The organism is Pseudomonas sp. S5D5 (assembly GCF_003013355.1).
Classification (GTDB): domain Bacteria; phylum Pseudomonadota; class Gammaproteobacteria; order Pseudomonadales; family Pseudomonadaceae; genus Aquipseudomonas; species Aquipseudomonas aylmerensis.
This window is the reverse complement of the sequence record NZ_PTEO01000001.1, coordinates 2,337,128-2,357,227: the sequence shown is the minus strand read 5'-3', so window position 1 is coordinate 2,357,227 and position 20,100 is coordinate 2,337,128. Positions and strand designations below refer to the sequence as shown.

The following is a 20,100-nucleotide window of genomic DNA, read 5'->3' as shown; positions in this document are numbered from 1 at the left end:
CGCACCTGTCCCTGCTCAGCCTGTGCCTGATGTTGAGCGCCTGCACCGGCAGTCCCGGCGCCATCGACAGCGGTATTGCGCCGCCGGCCGCCTGGCAATTTGCCGAGCGCGACGCGACCCAGGCCACCAACCAGCGCTGGTGGACGCACTTTGGCAGCCCGCAACTCAATCGCCTGGTCGACCAGGCGCGGCGTGACAGTTTCGACGTCGCCGCCGCCATGGCCAGGGTCCGCCAGGCCCAGGCCAGCGCAGTGATTGCCGGCGCGCCGCTGCTGCCCGAGGTCAAGCTGAATCTCGACACCAGCCGCCAGAAACTGCTGCGCGGCAAGGGCGGACCGAGCCTGGACGCGTCGCAAAGCGATGAGGTTGTCGACAACTTCGGCGCCAACCTCACTGCCAGTTACGAAGTGGATTTCTGGGGTGGCCGCGCGGCTGCCCGCGACAGCGCCCTGCACAGCCTGCGGGCCAGCGAGTTTGACCAGGCGACGGTGGAGCTGACCTTGCTCGCCAATGTGGCCGACCGCTACGCGCAAACCCTGGCAGCCGTTGAGCGCGAACAGATTGCCCAGCTCAACCTGGCGAACGCGCGCAACGTGCTCGACCTGGTGCAGACGCGCTACGACGCCGGCTCCGCCACGGCCCTGGAACTGGCCCAGCAGAAAAGCCTGGTGGCGAGCCAACAACGGCAACTGCCGCTGATCGAGCAATTGGCCGAAGAGTCGCGGATCACCCTCGCGGCGCTCCTCGGCCAACCGGTGCAGGCCCTCGACCTGGGCGCCGAACCATTCCAGGCGCTGAGCTGGCCGACCATCGGCGCGGGCCTGCCCAGCCAATTGCTCAGTCGCCGCCCCGACATCGCCAAGGCCGAGGCGCAGCTGGCGGCGGCACAAGCCGACGTCACCGTGGCGCGGGCGGCCATGCTGCCGACCGTGACCCTCGGTGCGACCCTTGGCTCGGACGCCTACAAAGCCGCAGAAATGCTGCGCAGCCCGTACTACACGCTGACCGCCGGGCTGGTCGGGCCGATCTTCAACAACGGCCGTTTAAGCGCCGAGCGCGACAAGGCCCGCGCCCGCCAGGATGAGCTGCTGCAAACCTACCGTGGCGCGATCATCAACGGCTTTGCCGATGTGGAAAAAGCCCTCAGCAGCATCACCCGCCTCGACCAGCAGCGCGAATGGCAAAGCGAAGAGCTGCAACAGGCGCAGACCGCGTTCCAGATCGCCGAGAGTCGCTACCAGGCAGGCGCCGAGGACTTGCTGACAGTGCTGGAGACCCAACGCACGCTGTACGCGGCCCAGGACTTGAACGTGCAACTGCGGCTGTCGCGCCTGCAGGCCAGCATCGCCTTGTACAAAGCACTGGGGGGCGGCTGGGAGACTGATATCCGCTAAACAAAACTCCACTTTCGTACACGAGCTGTTTTCTCGACCTACATTCTTCAACCCAGGTCCTTGGTAAAAAAGCCGCCATCACACGGCTGCCCGGGACCTCCTGATGACTGTTGCAAAACACCTCGCTTGTGGCGGTATCTGGCTGATGGCAAGCACCGCCCTGGCCCAGCCACTGATCACCGAAAGCGCCATCGACTGGCTGCTCGACTGCCCCATCCCCCAGGTCGAACACCTGGACCCCGAAGTGCTGGCGCGCACCCAATGCGGCGTCGTCAGTGTCCCGCGCAACTACGCCGCGCCACGCCAAGGCAACCTGCGCCTGTACGTCACCCGTGTCGGCGCGCGCGATCCGCTGAGCCGTGAAGGCGTGGTGTTCGCCCAGGCTGGCGACACCACCCGGCGCAACCGCAGCGGCACCTTCGCCGTGCAACTGGCCAGCCGCTGGGGTGCCTATTCCAACCAGGCTTATCGCACGCTGCTCAATCGCTATGACGTGATCGAACTCAGCCCGCGCGACCTCAAGCACAAGAATGGCCTCGAGCAGGCCGTGCGCGACATGGAATTCGTGCGGGCCCAACTCGGTGACGCGCAGCTGCACTACCTCGGTAACGCCGGCGCCACGCGCTTGGGCAGCCATTACGGCGCGCTGTTTCCCGACCGCGTCGCGCGCATGGTGCTGGTGAATGCGGCGCCCGGCGAAAAGGCCGCGCCCCGGGTTGCACAATTGCACCTCAAGGACACCGCCACGCCAGGCCCCAGCGGCTGCGTCAACCAATGGGTGGGCGACTTCCTTGCCTATGGCAAGCAGCCGCCGGCGTCGACGCGCTGCCTCGATTCAGGCGCTTGGGAGTAGCGCGCCGTTTGCGACCTGTTGCGGCCGAAAACGACACCCTGCGTTGACGCTGCGACCCAATCGTTATTAAGTGCTATTTATCCGCATTAATACGATAAATCGAACCCATGCTAAGCCGCCCGCTACGACGCAAACGCCAGAAGCTGTCCGATGTGATTGTCGAGTCGGTCAAGCGCTCTATCGTCACCGATGCACTCAAGCCCGGCGATCGCCTGCCCACCGAGCGCGAGCTGATGGAAAGCTTCCAGTGCTCCAAGGGCTCGGCCCGCGAGGCGCTCAAGGCGCTGGAAGTCGAGGGCCTGGTGAGCACGCGCACCGGCCCCAGCGGCGGCGCCTACCTCAACCAGGCGGGCACCGAGCCGGCCAGCCGCGCCTTGCGCAACTACCTGCACTTCCAGCACCTGGATGGCGAGCAGGTCTACCAGTTGCGCAAGGTCATCGAAGTGGAACTGGCCGTCTCGGTACTCGGGCGCCTGAGTGAAGACGACTACCAGGCCCTGCAGGACAACGTGGATTTCTGCAGCGCGCCGGAAGACAGCGAGGCCGGCCAGCGTGAGCAGCGCCTGGCGGAACTGGAGTTCCACAACCTGCTGGCCAAGGCGTGCCCCAACCCGTTGCTGAGCTTCATGGCGCAGTTCCTCAATGACCTGCTGCGTGACCTGGTGGTGCTGAAAAAGGCCTACAAGCCCAAGCGCAAGCAGTTCGACGCGGCCAACCTCGACTATCACAAACAGTTGCTGAGCGCGTTTCGCGCCGGCGATGAAAAAGCCGTGCGCAGCCTGATGCACGAACACATGTGCGACGCCGAACACCACATGACCGCGCTGGAAGGCCAGGTCAGCCCGCATTTTCTACTGGAGTTCGATCACTCTTAACAACACCACAGACCCAGTGCGGGAGCGGGCTTGCTCGCGAATGCGGTGGGTCAGCAAAGCATCCGGAGACTGATGCACTGCATTCGCGAGCAAGCCCGCCCGCACATTTCCTGACCGCGTTTCGCCTCAATAAAAAGGCCTGCCCACAGGCCCTGCTCCACCGTATCGCCATTGCTACTCCTGCCAATAACTAAACCAGGGAGTCACCCCATGCAGCGTCGTACGTTGTTGAAAGCCAGTCTCACCGCCGCCGCCGCCCTCAGCCTTCCGCTGAGCGTGCGTTCGGCATTCGCCGCCGAGCCCTTTACCTTTTACGGCCTCAAGTCCATGTCCGGCGCCTTTGCCAGCTATGGCAAGTTTGCCGACATGGGTTCGCGGCTGGCGGTGGAGCAGCACCCCGACGTGCTCGGTCGCCCGCTGAACTACAAGGTGATCGACACCGAAGGCAACGCCGGCAAGGCGGTGCGCAAGGTCCAGGAAGCCATCCAGCAGGACGGCGCGCGGTTCTTCCAGGGGTGCACGCTGTCGTCGTCGGCGCTGGCCGTGGCCAAGGAAGTGGACAAGGTCGGCGGCGTGTTCATGACCCCGGTGGGTGCCGACGAAGTCACCGGCAAGGACTGCAACAAGGCGACGTTCCGCTGGTCGGTGCCGACCTACGGCGCGATCCGCGAAACCATGGTGCCGCTGATCAAGCTGCTGCCGGACGCCAAGCGCTGGTACACCATCACCCCGCAATACGTGTTCGGTGAAGCCCTGCTCGAAGGCGCCAAAAATGTCCTCAAGGAACACGGCCTGGAGCACGTGGGCAACAGCTATCACTCGTTGCAGGAACAGGAATTCTCCGGCTACCTGACCAACGCCATCTCCACCAAGCCCGACGTGCTGGTGCTGCTGAATTTCGGCAGCCAGTCGTCCAACACCCTGCGCCAGGCGGTGAACTTCGGCATCAAGGAGCGCATGAAAGTGCTGCTGGTGTGGTCCGCCGGTCTCGATCAATTCCAGGAACTGGGCAGCGATGTGCTCGAAGGCGTGTACCTCGGCGCGCAGTACTGGCACCAGGTCGACACTCCGCTCAACCGCGAGCTGGTCAAGCTGACCCAGGCCAAGTACGGCATCAACCCCACCTACCCGCTGGCCGCTGACTACATCAGCACCAAGGTCATGCTCGAAACCATCATCGCCACCGGCAGCTTCGACGGCCCGACCGTGGCCAAGGCCATGCAGGGCCTGAGCTACGAAGGCCCGACCGGCAAGGAATCGATCCGCGCCGGCGACCACCAGGTGATCAAGGACTACTACCTGCTGATCGGCAAGGCCGCCGGCGACATGGCCGACAAGGACGACCTGGCCAAGGTGCTCAGCGCCGGCCAGTCCTTCCCGCCGGTGGACGCCACGGGCTGCACGCTCGCCTGACCCGCTGACTCGCTAAACACGACAGGGCCGCGTTCGCGGCCGCCTGTCCGAGGGTTTCTGCATGCTTAATCTTTATCTGTTCCAGATACTCAACGGCCTGGGATTGGGGATGATCTACTTCCTGATCGCGGTCGGGCTGACGATCATTTTCGGCCTGCTCAACTTCGTCAACTTCGCCCACGGTGCGTTCTTCCTGCTGGGCGCCTACATCTGCTACACCGCCGTGAGCCTCACCGGCAACTTCTGGCTGGCCCTGCTGATCGCGCCGCTGGTGGTGGCTGCGTTGGCGTGGGTGATCGAGCGCCTGTTGATCCAACGGATTTACCACCTGCCACACATGTTCCAGATCCTCGTCACCCTGGGGATCGCGCTGATCATCCAGGAAGCCAGCGTGATGATCTGGGGCCCGGTGGGCAAGAGCGTCGCTGTGCCGGAACTGCTGCGCGGGGTGCTGGTGGTCGGCGACTTCGTCTACCCCTACTACCGCCTGTTCCTCATCGTGTTTTCCGGGCTGGTCGGCCTGGGCCTGTGGCTGCTGCTGGAACGCACGCGCTTCGGCGCACTGGTGCGCGCCGGCAGTGAAAGCACCGAAACCGTGTCGCTGCTGGGCACGAATATCTTCCGCCTGTTTTCCATGACCTTCGCCCTCGGCGTGGCCCTGGCCGGTGTCGCCGGCGTGCTGTTTGCGCCGTTGCGCGGCGCGCAGCCCTTTGTCGGCCCGGAGATCCTCGGCGTGGCCTTCGTGGTCGTGGTGATCGGCGGCATGGGCTCGTTCAGCGGTGCGCTGGTCGGCGGTTTGCTGGTGGGCGTGGTGCAGAGCCTGATGACCACACTCTGGCCCCAAGGCGCGAGCCTGATGATCTACGGCGCAATGGCCGTGGTGATTCTGGTACGCCCTTACGGCCTGTTCGGGAGAGCCTGAGATGAGCGAGAAAAATCCGCTGCCGTTTGCCAAGACCCAATCCAAAGCCATGTTGCTGTGGGTACTCGCGGTGCTGATCGGCCTGCCCTTGGTGCTGCCCTCGGCGACCCTGGCCACCGAGATCCTGATCTTTGCCATGGCCGCCCTCGCCTGCAACCTGTTGCTCGGCTACACCGGGCTGCTGTCGTTCGGCCAAGGCATCTTCTTCGGCGCCGGCGCCTATTGCGCGGCGCTGCTGATGATTCATCTGCAACTGGGCCTGTTCACCGCGTTGCTCGGCGCTGCCGTGGCCGGTGGCTTCCTGGCCTTGCTGGTGGGCGCCCTGGCGATCCGGCGCACTGGCATCTACTTCGTGATGCTGACCTTGGCGTTCAGCCAGATGGCCTACTTCGTGGCCTACACCTTGAGTGACTGGACCGGTGGCGACAACGGCCTGCTCAGCGTGCCGCGCCCGGAAATCCGCCTCGGCGACACCGTGCTGCTGTCGCTGGCCGACGCCCGTGCGTTCTATGGGTTTGTCGCGGTGCTGTTCCTGCTGATCTTCATCGGCGCACGCCGGGTGATCGCTTCGCCATTCGGCAGCACGCTGATGGCGATCCGCGAAAACGAAACCCGCGCCTCGGCCATCGGCTACGACACTCGCCACTTCAAGATCCTGGTGTTCGTGCTGTCCGGCGCGGTCACCGGCATCGCCGGCGCGCTGTACGCGATGCTGCTGCACTTCGTGCCGCTGTCGAATATCGACCTGGCGATGTCCGAGAACATCCTGATCATGACCATCGTCGGCGGCACCGGCTCGCTGTTCGGCTCATTGCTGGGGGCCGGTTCCATCGTACTGCTGGGGGATTTTCTCTCCGACCTGTGGCCGCGCTGGCTGATGCTGCTGGGGGTGATCCTGATCCTGGTGGTGATCTTCATGCGCGGTGGGTTGTGGGGAGGCCTGGCGTCGCTGTTCGAGAAGGTGCGAGGCCAACGCAAGGCCGCTGTCATCACCAAGGAGGAAGTGCTATGAGCATCCTGCTGGAAACCAAAGACCTGGAACTGGCCTACGGCGCGTTCCATGCGGTGAATGGCGTGAACCTCAAGGTCGAAGCCGGCACCATCCACACCATCATCGGCCCCAATGGCGCGGGCAAGACCAGCCTGTTTCATTGCCTGACCGGTGAGCGCCAGGCCACTGCCGGGGCGATCCACTTCGACGGCAAGAACCTGATGCGCAAGCCCGCCCACGGCCGCGTCGGCCTGGGCATGGCGCGCTCGTTCCAGCTCACCAGCCTGTTCCAGAACCTCAGCGTGCGCGAGAACCTGCGCCTGGCCGCCCAAGGTCGCGACGGTGCCCGCGCGCTGAACTTCTGGCGCCGGGTCGACAGCAAGCGCGAACACCTGGAGATGGCCGACCAGGTGCTCGAACGCCTGCAGCTCAGCGCGCGTGCCGACACCTTGGCCGGCGAGCTTTCCCATGGCCAGCAACGCGTGCTGGAGGTGGGCATGTCGATTTGCTCGAAACCGAAACTGTTGATGCTCGACGAGCCCACCTCGGGCATGGGCATCGATGACATTCCGATCATGACCCAGCTGATCAGCGACCTCGGCCGCGACCACACGGTGCTGCTGATCGAACACAACATGAGCATCGTCATGTCGATCAGCCAACGCATCACGGTGATGAGCCACGGGCAGATCCTGGTGGAAGGCACGCCGGAATTCGTGCGGGCCGATGAACGTGTGCGCACGGCTTATCTTGGGGAGGCTGCCTGATGCTGATCGTCGACAATATCCATTCCTACTACGACAAGAGCCACGTGCTCGAAGGCGTGTCGCTGACCGTCAACCCCGGCGAGCTGGTGACGCTGCTGGGACGCAACGGCGCCGGCAAGACCACCACGCTGCGCAGCATTCTCGGGATCATCTGCCCGCGCCAGGGCCAGATTCACTTCAACGGCCAGGCACTGGTGGGCCAGAAGATCTTTGAAATCGCGCGCCAGGGCTTGGCGCTGGTGCCGGAGAACCGCGGGATTTTCCGCCTGCTCACCGTCGAGGAAAACCTGCGCATCGCCGCGCGCAAGACCAGCCGCTGGCAGCTGGAAGACGTCTACGGCATGTTCCCGCGCCTCAAGGAGCGGCGCAAAAACGCCGGCCACGCGCTGTCCGGCGGCGAGCAGCAGATGCTCGCCATCGCCCGCGCCCTGCTCAACGATCCCAAGCTGCTGATCCTCGACGAACCCACCGAAGGCCTCGCCCCGGTGATCGTCGACGAGCTGGTGAAGATCCTGCGCAAGGTCAAGGACGACGGCCTCCCCGTGCTGCTGGTGGAACAGAACCTGATGGTCTGCGACAAGCTCGCCGACCGCCATTACGTGCTCGAACAGGGCCGCGTGGTCTACGAGGGCAGCGCCGCCGCCTTCCGCGCCGACCCGACCATCAAGAACCGCTACCTGGCCCTGAGCGCCTGACCGGAGAACACTGATGAATAGCTTTGCGCAACCGCTCCAGAGCAATGCCCCACTGATCAATCGCGACCGCCTGTGGCAATCGCTGATGGACCTCGCCCAGCTCGGCGCCACGGTCAAGGGCGGCGTGTGCCGCCTGGCCCTCACCGATCTCGATCGCCAGGCCCGCGACTTGTTTGTGCAGTGGTGCGAGGCCGCCGGGTGCAGCGTGAGTGTCGACGCCATCGGCAATATTTTTGCGCGTCGCCCTGGGCGCAACCCGGCCCTGGCGCCGGTGATGACTGGCAGCCATATCGACACCCAGCCCACCGGTGGCAAGTTCGACGGCTGCTACGGGGTGATGGCCGGGCTGGAAGTGATCCGCACCCTCAATGATCTCAACATCGAAACCCAGGCGCCGATCGAGGTGGTGGTCTGGACCAACGAGGAAGGCTCGCGCTTTCCGCCCTGCATGATGGGCTCCGGGGTGTTTGCCGGGAAATTCGACCTGCAGGACACGCTCGACAAGCTCGACGACCAGGGCCTGTCGGTGGGCGCCGAGCTGCAGCGCATCGGCTATGCCGGTTCCCGTGCGGTGCTCGGCCATCCCGTGGGGGCGTATTTCGAGGCGCATATCGAACAGGGCCCGGTGCTGGAAGACCAGGCCACCACGATTGGCGTGGTGATGGGTTGCCTGGGCCAGAAGTGGTTCGACCTGACCCTCACCGGCGTCGAAGCCCACGCCGGCCCGACGCCGATGCACCTGCGCAAGGACGCCCTGATCGGCGCCGCCGAGGTGGTCAGCGCGGTCAACCGCATCGCTCACCAGCAGCAACCTCACGCCTGTGGCACCGTCGGCTGCCTGAGCCTGCACCCCGGCTCGCGCAATGTGATTCCCGGCCAGGTGCACATGACCCTCGACTTGCGCCACCTGCATGCGGACAAGCTGCAAGCGATGGTCGATGAAGTGCGCAGCGTGATCGAAGCCAGCGCGGCCCGGCATGGGTTGACGTTCGAGCTGACGCCGACCGCCGACTTCCCGCCCCTGGACTTCGCCCCGGCGTGCGTCAATGCCGTGCGCGACGCGGCAGGCGCGCTGGGTTTGAGCCATATGGACATCGTCAGCGGTGCCGGGCATGACGCGATTTTCGTCGCCGAACTCGGCCCGGCCGGGATGATTTTCGTGCCGTGCGAAGGCGGCATCAGCCACAACGAAATCGAAAACGCCGCGCCGGATGACCTCGCGGCAGGCTGCGCGGTGCTGTTGCGCGCCATGGTCAATGCGGCACAGGGGGACGGGGCATGAGTGAGATGGGCCAACTGACGGCGGTGCAACTGCTGCAGCATTTTCGCGACAAGACCTTGTCACCGGTGGACGTCACCGAGGACGCCCTGCTGCGTATCGAACGCTACAACCCGGTGGTGAACGCCTACTGCCACGTCGACCCCGAAGGCGCGCTGCAGGCTGCGCGAGCCTCGGAGCAGCGTTGGTTGAAGGGCCAGCCCTGCGGCGCGCTGGACGGTGTACCGGCGTCGATCAAGGACCTCACGCTGACAATCGGCATGCCCACCCGCAAGGGCTCGCGCACCTCATCCGCCGAAGGGCCGTGGGACGTCGACGCGCCGTTCTCCGCCTTGATGCGCAAGGCCGGCGCCGTGCTGCTGGGCAAGACCACCACCCCGGAGTTCGGCTGGAAAGGCGTGACCGACAACCCGCTGTACGGCATCACGCGCAACCCGTGGGACACACGCACCACGGCGGGCGGTTCGTCCGGCGGCGCCGGTGCAGCGGCGGCGTTGAACCTCGGCGTATTGCACCAGGGCAGCGATGCCGGCGGCTCGATCCGGATTCCGTGCGCGTTTACCGGCACTTTCGGGATCAAGCCGACGTTCGGTTATGTGCCGCAGTGGCCGGCCAGTTCCATGACGATTCTGTCGCACCTGGGGCCGATGACCCGCACCGTGGAAGACAGCGTGTTGATGCTGCAGACCATCGCCCAGCCAGACGCGCGGGACGGCCTGATCGGCGCGCCGCGGACGACGCCCTGGTTGACGGGCGCTGCGGACCTCAAAGGGTTGCGCGTGGCCTATAGCCCGACGTTCGGCTATGTGAAGGTCGATCCGCAGGTTGCCAAGGTCGTGGGCCAGGCAGTCGAGGGATTGGTGCAATTGGGCGCCCATGTCGAGCAGATCGATCCAGGCTTCAGCGACCCACTGGAAGTGTTCAATACCCTGTGGGCCGCCGGTGCCGCGCGCCTGACCGGCGCCATGAGTGATGCGCAAAAACAGCTGCTGGACCCCGGTCTGTTGCGCATCGCACAACGCGGTGAACAGCTCAGTCTTGGCGACTTCAACGACGCCCTCGAAGCCCGCGCGGCGCTGGTGGCGAAGATGGCCGCGTTCCATGAGCATTACGACATACTGGTGTCGCCGATGCTGCCGATCACCGCGTTCGACGCCGGGCACAACGTGCCGCCGGCTTCCGGGATGCAGGCATGGATGGAGTGGACGCCGTTTACCTACCCGTTCAACCTGACCCAGCAACCGGCGGCATCGGTGCCATGCGGGCTGGCGGCGAATGGTCTGCCGGTAGGGTTGCATGTGGTGGGCGCGCGGTTTGCCGATGAACAGGTACTGAAGGTCTGCCAGGTGTACGCCAAAGCGTTCCCCACACCGCACTTGCAAGCGCCGCAGACCTGAAGTGGACTCAACTGGGGGGGCTTTCGGGGGTGGCAGGTCAGCCAACCCCTGTATCGCCCATGCCGCCGCCTTCGTAGCCTCGCCAAGGCTCGGCAGCTCCCACACTTGAGCTGCGTCGCGCCGGATATTGCGATCACACAGGAGATTGAAATAAGGCCGACACCGCCAACCCCCTGTGGGAGTTGTCGAGCCCCAGCAGGCTGCGAAAGCGGTGTCTCAGGCGCAGAAAATGCCAGCAATACCGCCGCCTTCGCAGCCTCGCTGGGGCTCGACAACTCCCACACTTGAGCTTCGTCGCGCCGGATATTGCGATCACACAGGGGATTGAAATCAGGCCGACACCGCCAATCCCCTGTGGGAGTTGTCGAGCTTTAGCGGGCTGCGAAAGCGGTGTCTCAGGCGCAGAAAATGCCAGCAATGCCGCCGCCTTCGCAGCCTCGCTCGGGCTCGACAACTCCCACACTTGAGCTGCGTCGCGCCGGCTACTGCGATCACACAAGGGATTGAAATCAGGGAAACACCGCCAATCCCCTGTAGGAGCTGTAGTGGGCACCCGCCCCCGGTCTTGATCGCATTCCATTACACTGTGCCCATTCATTCCCGGGGGTTTCATGGACATCGAACTGGCACGCACTTTCCTCGAAATCACCCGCTGCGGCAGCCTCGCCGCCGCGGCCGAGAAGCTGCACGTTACCCAGACCGCCATCACCGCGCGGGTCAAGAGCCTGGAAAGCCAGTTGGGCAGCACGCTGTTTATCCGCAACCGCGCCGGTGCGCGCCTGACCGCCGACGGCGAGGCCTTTGTGGTGTACGCCAACCAGCTGCTGCAAACCTGGGAAGCCGCGCGGCGTGACCTGCCGTTGCCCGATGGCTATCGCAACGTGCTGCATATCGGCGGTGAAGTGAGCCTGTGCAACCCACTGATGCTCGGTTGGGCCCAGGCCCTGCGCGAACAGATCCCTGGGCACGCGCTGCGCACCGAAGTGCGTGAGGGCGAATACCTGCTGCGCCAACTCGAACTCGGTGTGCTCGATGCCGCACTGGTGTTCCAACCCCAATATTGGCCTGGGCTGCAGGTCGAGCAGGTGCTGGAAGAAAAACTCATCCTGGTGCAGTTGGTGAGCAAGCCGGACCCGTACGTCTACATCGACTGGGGCCCGGGCTTTCGCCAGCAGCATGACGCCGCCCTGCCCGACCGGGCCCGTGCCGCGCTGAGTTTCAACCTCGGGCCGCTGGCGTTGCAGTACATCCTGGAGAATGGCGGCGCCGGCTACTTCCGCACGCGGGTGGTGCAAAGCTACCTGGACAGCGGCGTGATGCAGCGCGTGCCCAAGGCCCCGGAATTCAACTTCCCGACCTTCGTGGTGTATTCGCGGGCGCGCGACTCGGCAGTGCTGCAACAGGCCCTGGCGTTACTGCGCGACGTGGTCAAGGCCGAGAGTGACTGGTCGCAACGCTGGGACCCCTTGATTTAACCCGCGCACGGGGCAAAAACTCGCACAATTGCGCGCACCAACTAAGCTCAGTTTCCAATAAAAAAACCCTGAGCTGCCCCTCATGCCCGATCCCACCGAGACCTTCCGCGCACGTTACCGCGCGGCCGTCAGCCCTCTTTACAACCCCTGGCTGCACGCCAGTTTCGTCCTCGGTTATGGGGCGTTGTGCATCACCCTGGCCTGGTCCTCCACGGACAACATCACCGCGCTCCAGTGGCTGAGCGTTCCCCTGACCCTGGTGTTTTTCAACCTGTGCATCTACCTCGTGCACCGTCACCTCGGCCACCACAAACACGCCCTCGCCCGCTTGTTCTACGCCCGCCACACCGGCGATCACCACAGTTTCTTCACCCCCGGGCACATGACCTACGACAGCCCCAGGGACTGGCGCGTAATCCTGTTCCCGGCCTGGCTGATCGTGCTGCACAGCCTGGCAATCACGCTGCCCGCCTGGTGGCTGCTCAAGCAACTGAGTCCCAACGTCGCCGGGCTGTTTGCCGGCTGCATGATTCTCGGCTACTTGCTGTACGAAGTGTTCCACGCCTGCGAGCACTTGCCTGTCGAGCACCCGCTGGCGCGCCTGCCGTGGATTCGCCAGATGCACCGCCTGCACGCGCTGCATCACCGCCGCGAGCTGATGCAGGGGCGCAACTTCAATATCGTCATGCCGCTGATGGATTACCTGTTCGGCACCCTGTACTGGGAGCCCGGCGCCCACGACAACCAGGAATCGTCATGAGTACCCGTCCCAGAAAACTGCGTCATCTGCTGTTTATGTTGCTGCTGGTCGTGATCGCGTTTCTGCTGCTGATGCCCACCAAGGTGCAACCGGTGAACTGGACACCGCCCAAGGCGCCCTCCCTGCAGGACGGCGCCTACGCGGAAAACCAACGCCTCAAGGGCGTGCAGAAAATCGGTGCCCAGGGCATCGACGGGCCCGAGGCGTTGCTGATGGATGCCCAGGGATTGCTGATCAGCGGGCTGCACGACGGGCGCATCATCCGTACCTCGCCCGACAGCCGCAGCCTGGAAGTGCTGGCCAATACCGGCGGGCGCCCGCTGGGCATGGCGCTGCACCCGGATGGGCGCTTGATCATTGCCGACGGGATCAAGGGCTTGCTCGCGCTCGACGCCCATCGCCAACTGACGTCGCTGAGCACCGCCGCCGATGGCGTGCCCTTTGGCTTTACCGATGACGTCACGGTGGATGCCAGCGGGCGTTATGCCTACTTCAGCGATGCTTCAAGCCGCTGGGGTTATGGCCAGGACGGCGAGGCAGTGATCGAGCACGGCGGCGACGGCCGGCTGCTGCGCTATGACTTCAGCAACGGCAACACCGAGGTATTGCTCGACCAGTTGCAATTCGCCAACGGCGTGGCCCTGGGGCCGGAGGAAAACTATGTACTGGTAAATGAAACCGGTGCCTATCGCATCAGCCGCTATTGGCTCAAGGGCGAGCGCGCTGGGCAGCACGACCTGTTTATCGACAACCTGCCCGGTCTGCCGGACAACCTCAGCTTCAACGGCCAGGACCGCTTCTGGGTGGCACTTTACTCGCCGCGCAATCCACTGCTGGACAGTTTTGCCGGCTACCCACTGCTGCGCAAAGTCATGGTGCGGGCGCTGATGGTGGTGCCCAAGCCGATCGAGCGCAAAGCCTTCGTGCTGGGGCTGGACACCGACGGTAACGTCATCGCCAACCTGCAGGATGGCAGCACCGGCAATTACTCGCCGATCACCACCGCCCGGGAGTATGGCGAGTGGCTGTACCTGGGTTCGCTGAAGAGCACGAGCATGGCGCGCCTGCCGTTGAAGCTGGCGTTGGCGCCATAACGCAAAAAGGGCATACAGGCGCCTGGCCTGTATGCCCTGGGTACTACGGGTCAATCATGTCAGCTCTTGGTGCTGCTCAGCAGGGTCTGCTTGCACAGGTGGCCAAAACTGACGAACTGGGTATTCTCGCCACCGACACCGATGCCCGGGTATTCCAGCACTTCCATGCGCCACACGCCGTAGTTGAAGTCGGTACGCCAGGTGTTGTTGTAGCCCTGGGAGTAATCGACAAAGGTGGTCTGGAAATCACCGCCGCTGCACGCGCCCACATTGATCGTGCCAGAGGCTTGCCCCGAGCTGTCGGTCGCTGCCGAATACGCCTTGTAGACGATGTCGCCGTTGGCCGGGTCGATGCGCTGGTCGAGATAGACGATCGGGTGCAGGCCCACCAGCGGTGCACCGGTGCTGTCCGACAGGCCCATGGTCCAGGTCAGGTCCCGATAGGCTTGGGTGGTCATGTAGCCATAGCCCACGTTGGAAGCCGAATACGGGATGCGCAACACGTTCGCCTCGCCCTTCACATCCGGGCTGTTGACCCGCGGGTTGGAACCAAACGACAGGTTGTACTTGCCCGTCGCACTCCACGGCTCATTGGGGTGCTGGTTCGGCCGCACACGCACCTTGACTACGCCACCGACGCCCGGGCTGGGGATCGAGGTCGACACGACGTTGGCACCCACGGTGACCCACTGGCCGCCATCGAAACGCTCGAGGATCCACTTGTTACGCGTGCTGCCACTGGCCGCATCGGCCGTCAGCGCAATACCGACACTCTGCCCACGGACGGCGGTGAAATCGAAGTAATCGACGTCATCCAGGCTGTCGGCATTGCCGTTGATGTAGTTCAGAGTGTCCGGCAGTTGGAAGGCTGTGTCCGGGGTGTCATTGGGCTCATAGGCGTCGAGGTTGGTATCGACCGCAACCCCGAACTGAAAGCTCGACCCCTGGACCGCCGCGTTGGCCTCCATGAACCAGTAGTAGTCACCGGCCGGCACCACGCCGCCAAGGCTTTCATCGCCGGTGCCGGGGTTATTGGAAGTGCCCAGGGGCAGCGGATTGCCCTGGCCATCGTCCTGGAACAGCGACAACGACATATCGGTGCCTGCAGTCTGGTTGACCAGCAGAACGTTGATCCGCGCTTTCTGCGGCAGGTTGAAGTGGTAGCACAGCAGGTCGCCGGTTTGTACGCCATTGATCGTGTAGAGAGAGTTGATATCCAGCGTCTGTTCACAACCCTGGACCAGCGCGGCCTGTACGGCGGGTGCCGACTGGGCCGTGGCTTTTTGTACCTTGGTCACCCTGGCCGGCGCGGTGTTGTCTTCGACCACCGAGTCGGCTTTCGCCTTGGCGGCAAACAATGGTTTCTTCTGCTGGGCCCCCGCCAGCAGTTGCTGCTTGAGGGCAGCCGTCGCCTTGTTGGCGTTGATCTTCACAGCGCTTTTCAAGCCGTGCTTGACCGTGGGAGACGCCGCTTGCGCAGCCAGGTGAGGGTATTGTTCAGCGAGGGCAAAGGCCGAGACAAAGCAGGTGGCCGCCATGGCCGCGCCCAGCATGAGAGCTTTTTTCGATTTCATTTTTTATCCATCCATAGTTAAAAAGTGAAGCTCAGGTGACATCCGGTCACCTGGGATGGAATGTAGGATAAGACTGGATGGATGTACAGTATTTTTTCGAAAAAAACGACCCCGCCCCGGACACCAGCCCAGGGCGATCGAATTGCATTTAGGAAGCTGCCTACCTGAAGAAGAAACAGCCCCTACAGAAACACCCTAATAACCGGTCATTTCCAGGTAACCCACCCCACCGTCGAACCGCACGGGTCCTTCCCAGTACGGAATGCTCAGGTTCATCCAGGCGTTGGGGTTGACGGCTTCAGGGGTGATGTCGAGGTGTTTGCCGGGAATTTTCAGGGACCAGCGCGTAGGCAGCTTGCGCCCGTCGAGCGTCGTGGTGTCCAACGGGGTCAGTTGGATATCGGCGTTGTGCAGGGTTTGGGTGTGACCTTCGTGGTCGATCCAGGTGCCGGTCAGGTAGGACCCACCATCGGTTTGCCGCACGCGAAACAGCATCAACTGCTCGCCACGGTCCAGGTGCAGGGAGAACCAGTCCCAGCCGGTCTGGCTCGCGCTCAGGGGTTGACTGCTCCATTCGCGATCCAGCCATGCCGGGCCCGTGACTTCATACACCTGGCCGTCGATGCTCACGCTGCCGCTGGCACTGAAAAACGGCTGGCTGTAGTAGTACGAGGCCTGGCCCTGATCGGATTTGCGGCTGTAGCCGTTATCACCCTGCAGCACCAGCGGGCGGCTGGAAGTCAGGTGCAGGTCATAGGCGAAGTGCGCGCCGCTGGCCTTGAGTTGCATATCGGCCAAGGGGCTCACGGCACCGGGGCGGCTGGCGAAGTTCCAGTCGTCGATCCAGGCGTTGAACGGCACTGCCTGGGCGCCAGCCTGGCCAACGCCGCCGCGCGCGTAGCGTTCGGCGGCGTAATGGCGGGTGGCTGAGGTGACGGCGGCGTGGCCGAGCCAGACTGTCGCGTCCTGCCAGCCGGTTTGCGTCGGCCCGGCCTTGAGGGCGTTGCGAAACAGCGTCCATTGCACGCCAAACACGTTGCCCTGCGCATCCTTGAGGTTGGCGGTGACGTACCACCATTCAATGCGAAAGCCAGCATGCGGCCCATGGTCCTCGGGAAAACTGAAGACCTTGCCCGGCACTACCTGGGTGAAGTCCGCCGCATCGCTGCCCAGGCCGGCGAAACTTTCCGGTGGTGCGGGCGCCTGGTCGCACGCGCTCACCAGTAACAGCGCCAGCCACAGCAAGGATTTAATCTTCATGCGCAAACGTCCTCAACAGGTCCGCCGGACGGCTGCGGTACAACTGCCACAACGGCCAGGCCGAGGCCAGCAACGTGGCGAGCAATGCCAGCCCGAGCAATTGCGCCAGTTGCCAAGGAAACACCTGCAGGGGCAGGCGCCAGCCAAACGCTTGCACGTTGATTACCGCATCCAGGCACCACGCCAGCAGCAAGCCCAGGGGCAATGCCAGGATCAGCGTGAGCACCGCCAGCAGCCAGGTCTGGCCCAGGTTCAGCAGCATCAATTGGCGGCGCGTCACGCCCAGCGCCCATAGCGGTGCGAGTTGGCCCAGGCGGCTTTGACTCTGGGTCAGCAGGCTGATGAACAGTGCCACCCCGGCCACGCCGAGGGTGAGGCTGTTCAGCGCCGCGGTGGCGGCAAAGGTGCGCTCGAACACCTGGCTCGACCAGCCCTTGAGCTGCTGTTGATCGACGATGCGGCTGTCTTCCAGGGCAAAGGCCCGTTGCACGGCCTGGACCAGCGGCGCCACATCCGCCGGCAACACCCGCAGGTTGAACCGCGCCGGTGACAGCGTCGGCCAGTGAGCCAGCAGGTGTGCGGCATTGACCAGCATGTGGCCCTTGGGGTTGCCATAATCGGCGTAGATCCCCACCAGCGTCGGTGACCACACGCCCTGCGGCGTGGGAATGCTCAGCGTGTCGCCCAGCTTGATCGCCAGCCGCCGCGCCAATTGCTCGCTGAGCATCAACGTGTCGTGGTGCTGCAACTGATCCCACGGCTCACTCACCGCCTCCAGCAATGGCCAGTGCTGGCGATAGGTCGGGTCATCGACCACGCCAAACAGATCCGCCGGCCAGCCCTGCAATTGCACCGCGACCTGCCAGGTCGGCAGCACGGTCTGCACGAGCGGTTGTTGCTTGAGCCAAGTGTTGAGTTGTGCTGCCTGGGCCGGGGTCTGGGGATTGAGGTACAGCTCGGCGGTAAGGCGCTGCTCCAGCCAGTTATTGAAGGTGTGACGAAAACCCGAGGTCATCGAGCCCGCGCCGATATTCGCTGCCAGCGCCAACAGCAGGGCCATCAGCGCCAGACTCAAGGCCGGCAATTGCTGGCGACAGTCGGCGAGAAACCATTGGCCGAGCACCGAGCGGCTGCGTCCCAGTACCGCTTTGAGCAAGGCATTGAGCAGTACCGGCAAACCCAGGGCGGCGCCGAGCAGCAGCGCGGCCATCAGCACAAAACCGGCCGCCAGGCTATCGCCCAGCCACAGCGCCAGCACCGCGATCAGCAAGGCCGTGCCCGCGACCCAACCCTGGCGTCGCAACCAGCGCCCGTGGGCCTCGTGCCAGGCCTGGGCATTGGCCAGCGCCAGCAACGGCAGGCGCGCCGCCCGCCACAGGCTGCTGGCACCGGCGAGCAAGGCACCGAGCAGGCTCAAGCCGAGTCCCGCCAGCCACCACCCTGGGCTCAGGCTCAATTGCCCTGGCACTTCGGCGCCATACAGGCCGCGCAGGCTGGCCGCCACGTCCGGCAGCAGCAAGCTCGCGAGCAGGTAGCCACTGGCGACGCCGAGCACACCGCCAAGCAACGACAAGGCGCCCAACTCGACGCCCAGGCCGAGGATCAACATGCGTGCGCTCACCCCACAGGCACGCAGGGTGCGCAGCAGCCCGCGCCGTTGCTCAAGGGCCAGGCCGATGGCCGCGTGCACGATAAACAGCCCGACCACGAAGGACAGGAAGCCCAGCGCGTCGAGGTTCAGGTGAAAGCTCTCGGTGAGGCGCGCGAGGTTGTTGTCCTCGCCCTGCTTGAGTTGCAGTTCGGCAGGTGGCGTGGGATGGCGGGCGGCAAACGCCTTGTCTACCAGCAGTCGTGACAGTCGGTCGGGCATCGCCAGGAGCGGCTGGGCGAAGCCGATATCGGTAAGCAACAACCCCGGCGCCATGTCCGGCTGGGCTTGCAACGGTGGCAGGCGCTGCCCGTTCAGCGTGAGCGGCTGCTCACCGGCGCGCAGCCCCAGGGCCTGCAAGGTCTGCGGCGCGATCCAGGTACGCCCCGGCGGATCGAAGAACGCCAGCATTTGCGCCTGGCTCAGACGCTGCCCCGCCACTGCGCCACTGCCGGGCAGTGACACCGGGTCGATGCCCATCAGTTGCAGGCGCATGTCCTCGTGGCCCTGGAGCTGCACCCGCCCCTGTACCACCGGCGACACCGGCCACCCGGCGCGGCGCAATTGGGCAAACAGCACCTGTGGGAAACTCGCGCCGTCCGGCGTACTGAGGCTGGCCTGGGGCTCGCCGCCGATCAACTGGCTGGCGCGCGCATAACTGTCGCGCGCCTGGCTGTTGAGGGCCTGCACGCCGGTCAACAGGGCGGTGGCCAGCCACAAGCCGGTGAGCACACTGAAGAACTGCACCGGATGGCGCCGCCAATGGCTGAGCAAGGCGCGCACCGTCCAATAAAACACACTCACGTCGGCACCACCTGTCCGCGATGCAACACCACCTGGCGGTCCAGTCGCGCAGCGATCCGCGGGCTGTGGGTGACCATCAACAGGCTGGTGGGGCTGTCACGCAGCAGGTCCAGCAACAGTTGCAGGACTTCGTCGCTGGTGGCTTCGTCGAGGTTGCCGGTGGGCTCGTCGGCCAACAGCAACCCCGGGCGCGAAGCCAGTGCGCGCCCCACCGCCACCCGTTGCTGTTGGCCACCCGAGAGTTGTTCCGGATAACGCTTGAGCAAGTCACCCAGGCCCAGGCGCTCCACCAGTTGCGCCTGCCACCGGGCATCGAAGCGCCCCGCCAGACGCGCCTGGAATGCCAGGTTGTCGTCGACGCGCAAACTGCCGATCAGGTTGAACTGCTGGAACACCAGGCCGATTTCAGTGCGTCGCCAATGCGCCAGTTGCGCTTCGCCGAGTTGGTCGAGCCGCTGCTCGCCCACCTGGATGCTGCCGCCGTCCACCCGATCGAGCCCGGCCACCAGGTGCAGCAGCGTGCTCTTGCCGCTGCCGGATTCGCCCATCAACGCCAGGCTGCTGCGCGCGGCCAGGTGCAGGTCGACACCGGCCAACACCGCCAACGGGCCTTGGGGCGTGGCATAGCTTTTGAAAACACCTTGCACCTGCAGCATGGGAACACTCGTGTGAGGGGTGGCCATCGAGAATAACGGCTGGTGATGGCGGCCACGCAAATTTTTCACATGGATTTCACCGGTTGCCCACCCACCGCACTTTAAATTACCGGCCAAGCGTCAGGTATCGGCAACTTGTTAGTTGCCACGCCTGACAACTTTTACCCGCCACGTGTTCAGCGAAAAGACAGCCGTCCTGTGCCAGCCTCAAGTCATACTGCAGGCATTCGCCAACACGTTGCG

The 20,100-nt window shown here is 64.4% G+C and carries 17 protein-coding genes; 13 read left to right on the top strand and 4 right to left on the bottom strand.

What is annotated here, in order from left to right; genetic code table 11:
- Positions 1-29 precede the first annotated feature (29 nt).
- From C9990_RS11090 to C9990_RS11030, 13 genes are all read left to right on the top strand, one after another.
- The gene (locus C9990_RS11090; RefSeq protein ID WP_106805628.1) at positions 30-1,394 is read left to right on the top strand and encodes an efflux transporter outer membrane subunit; all 1,365 of its coding nucleotides are present in this window, start codon (positions 30-32) and stop codon (positions 1,392-1,394) included.
- 103 nt (positions 1,395-1,497) lie between these two features.
- Positions 1,498-2,247 (top strand): alpha/beta fold hydrolase, encoded by a 750-nt coding sequence (locus C9990_RS11085; RefSeq protein WP_106803313.1) that lies wholly within the window; start codon positions 1,498-1,500, stop codon positions 2,245-2,247.
- 107 nt (positions 2,248-2,354) lie between these two features.
- Entirely contained in the window at positions 2,355-3,122 is a 768-nt protein-coding gene (locus tag C9990_RS11080) for a FadR/GntR family transcriptional regulator (RefSeq protein ID WP_065904017.1), read from the top strand.
- 210 nt (positions 3,123-3,332) lie between these two features.
- Complete coding sequence (locus C9990_RS11075) at positions 3,333-4,535, top strand: ABC transporter substrate-binding protein (protein WP_106803312.1); 1,203 nt, start codon at positions 3,333-3,335, stop codon at positions 4,533-4,535.
- A gap of 61 nt (positions 4,536-4,596) precedes the next feature.
- Positions 4,597-5,457, top strand: coding sequence for a branched-chain amino acid ABC transporter permease (locus C9990_RS11070; protein ID WP_015884776.1), 861 nt, complete (start codon positions 4,597-4,599; stop codon positions 5,455-5,457).
- A gap of 1 nt (position 5,458) precedes the next feature.
- Positions 5,459-6,469, top strand: a complete 1,011-nt coding sequence (locus C9990_RS11065; RefSeq protein WP_106803311.1) for a branched-chain amino acid ABC transporter permease — start codon at positions 5,459-5,461, stop codon at positions 6,467-6,469.
- Positions 6,466-7,215, top strand: a complete 750-nt coding sequence (locus C9990_RS11060; RefSeq protein ID WP_015884778.1) for an ABC transporter ATP-binding protein — start codon at positions 6,466-6,468, stop codon at positions 7,213-7,215. Before C9990_RS11065 ends, C9990_RS11060 begins: the two co-directional genes overlap by 4 nt.
- Complete coding sequence (locus C9990_RS11055) at positions 7,215-7,910, top strand: ABC transporter ATP-binding protein (RefSeq protein ID WP_106803310.1); 696 nt, start codon at positions 7,215-7,217, stop codon at positions 7,908-7,910. The genes C9990_RS11060 and C9990_RS11055 overlap by 1 nt, the downstream gene beginning before the upstream one ends.
- A 13-nt stretch (positions 7,911-7,923) precedes the next feature.
- Positions 7,924-9,192, top strand: a complete 1,269-nt coding sequence (locus C9990_RS11050; protein ID WP_106803309.1) for a Zn-dependent hydrolase — start codon at positions 7,924-7,926, stop codon at positions 9,190-9,192.
- Positions 9,189-10,586, top strand: coding sequence for an amidase (locus tag C9990_RS11045; RefSeq protein ID WP_106803308.1), 1,398 nt, complete (start codon positions 9,189-9,191; stop codon positions 10,584-10,586). Before C9990_RS11050 ends, C9990_RS11045 begins: the two co-directional genes overlap by 4 nt.
- Before the next feature lie 611 nt (positions 10,587-11,197).
- Positions 11,198-12,061, top strand: a complete 864-nt coding sequence (locus tag C9990_RS11040) for a LysR family transcriptional regulator (protein ID WP_065904037.1) — start codon at positions 11,198-11,200, stop codon at positions 12,059-12,061.
- A gap of 82 nt (positions 12,062-12,143) precedes the next feature.
- Positions 12,144-12,821, top strand: coding sequence for a sterol desaturase family protein (locus C9990_RS11035; RefSeq protein ID WP_106803307.1), 678 nt, complete (start codon positions 12,144-12,146; stop codon positions 12,819-12,821).
- On the top strand, positions 12,818-13,915 hold the full coding sequence (locus C9990_RS11030; RefSeq protein ID WP_106803306.1) for an SMP-30/gluconolactonase/LRE family protein: 1,098 nt from the start codon (positions 12,818-12,820) through the stop codon (positions 13,913-13,915). Before C9990_RS11035 ends, C9990_RS11030 begins: the two co-directional genes overlap by 4 nt.
- A gap of 59 nt (positions 13,916-13,974) precedes the next feature.
- Here the strand turns inward: C9990_RS11030 and C9990_RS11025 are convergent, their stop codons facing one another.
- The 4 genes from C9990_RS11025 to C9990_RS11010 form a co-directional block, all read right to left on the bottom strand.
- Positions 13,975-15,489, bottom strand: a complete 1,515-nt coding sequence (locus C9990_RS11025; RefSeq protein WP_106803305.1) for a hypothetical protein — start codon at positions 15,487-15,489, stop codon at positions 13,975-13,977.
- Between the two features lie 195 nt (positions 15,490-15,684).
- A complete protein-coding gene (locus C9990_RS11020; RefSeq protein ID WP_106803304.1) occupies positions 15,685-16,749 on the bottom strand; it encodes a lipocalin-like domain-containing protein in 1,065 nt (354 codons plus the stop codon).
- Positions 16,739-19,201: an FtsX-like permease family protein gene (locus tag C9990_RS11015; protein WP_106803303.1), complete on the bottom strand. Its 2,463-nt coding sequence runs from the start codon at positions 19,199-19,201 to the stop codon at positions 16,739-16,741. The genes C9990_RS11020 and C9990_RS11015 overlap by 11 nt, the downstream gene beginning before the upstream one ends.
- A complete protein-coding gene (locus tag C9990_RS11010) occupies positions 19,198-19,857 on the bottom strand; it encodes an ABC transporter ATP-binding protein (RefSeq protein ID WP_065904059.1) in 660 nt (219 codons plus the stop codon). Before C9990_RS11010 ends, C9990_RS11015 begins: the two co-directional genes overlap by 4 nt.
- Positions 19,858-20,100: the final 243 nt, after the last annotated feature.

Excerpts from the sequence above, each read along its gene's own strand:
- C9990_RS11045 (WP_106803308.1), top strand. The coding sequence starts at position 9,189 with ATGAGTGAGATGGGCCAACTGACGGCGGTGCAACTGCTGCAGCATTTT.
- C9990_RS11055 (WP_106803310.1), top strand. The coding sequence starts at position 7,215 with ATGCTGATCGTCGACAATATCCATTCCTACTACGACAAGAGCCACGTG.
- C9990_RS11035 (WP_106803307.1), top strand. The coding sequence starts at position 12,144 with ATGCCCGATCCCACCGAGACCTTCCGCGCACGTTACCGCGCGGCCGTC.
- C9990_RS11060 (WP_015884778.1), top strand. The coding sequence starts at position 6,466 with ATGAGCATCCTGCTGGAAACCAAAGACCTGGAACTGGCCTACGGCGCG.
- C9990_RS11090 (WP_106805628.1), top strand. The coding sequence starts at position 30 with ATGTTGAGCGCCTGCACCGGCAGTCCCGGCGCCATCGACAGCGGTATT.
- C9990_RS11085 (WP_106803313.1), top strand. The coding sequence starts at position 1,498 with ATGACTGTTGCAAAACACCTCGCTTGTGGCGGTATCTGGCTGATGGCA.
- C9990_RS11065 (WP_106803311.1), top strand. The coding sequence starts at position 5,459 with ATGAGCGAGAAAAATCCGCTGCCGTTTGCCAAGACCCAATCCAAAGCC.
- C9990_RS11030 (WP_106803306.1), top strand. The coding sequence starts at position 12,818 with ATGAGTACCCGTCCCAGAAAACTGCGTCATCTGCTGTTTATGTTGCTG.
- C9990_RS11020 (WP_106803304.1), bottom strand. The coding sequence starts at position 16,749 with ATGAAGATTAAATCCTTGCTGTGGCTGGCGCTGTTACTGGTGAGCGCG.
- C9990_RS11075 (WP_106803312.1), top strand. The coding sequence starts at position 3,333 with ATGCAGCGTCGTACGTTGTTGAAAGCCAGTCTCACCGCCGCCGCCGCC.
- C9990_RS11010 (WP_065904059.1), bottom strand. The coding sequence starts at position 19,857 with ATGCTGCAGGTGCAAGGTGTTTTCAAAAGCTATGCCACGCCCCAAGGC.
- C9990_RS11040 (WP_065904037.1), top strand. The coding sequence starts at position 11,198 with ATGGACATCGAACTGGCACGCACTTTCCTCGAAATCACCCGCTGCGGC.
- C9990_RS11025 (WP_106803305.1), bottom strand. The coding sequence starts at position 15,489 with ATGAAATCGAAAAAAGCTCTCATGCTGGGCGCGGCCATGGCGGCCACC.
- C9990_RS11080 (WP_065904017.1), top strand. The coding sequence starts at position 2,355 with ATGCTAAGCCGCCCGCTACGACGCAAACGCCAGAAGCTGTCCGATGTG.
- C9990_RS11070 (WP_015884776.1), top strand. The coding sequence starts at position 4,597 with ATGCTTAATCTTTATCTGTTCCAGATACTCAACGGCCTGGGATTGGGG.
- C9990_RS11050 (WP_106803309.1), top strand. The coding sequence starts at position 7,924 with ATGAATAGCTTTGCGCAACCGCTCCAGAGCAATGCCCCACTGATCAAT.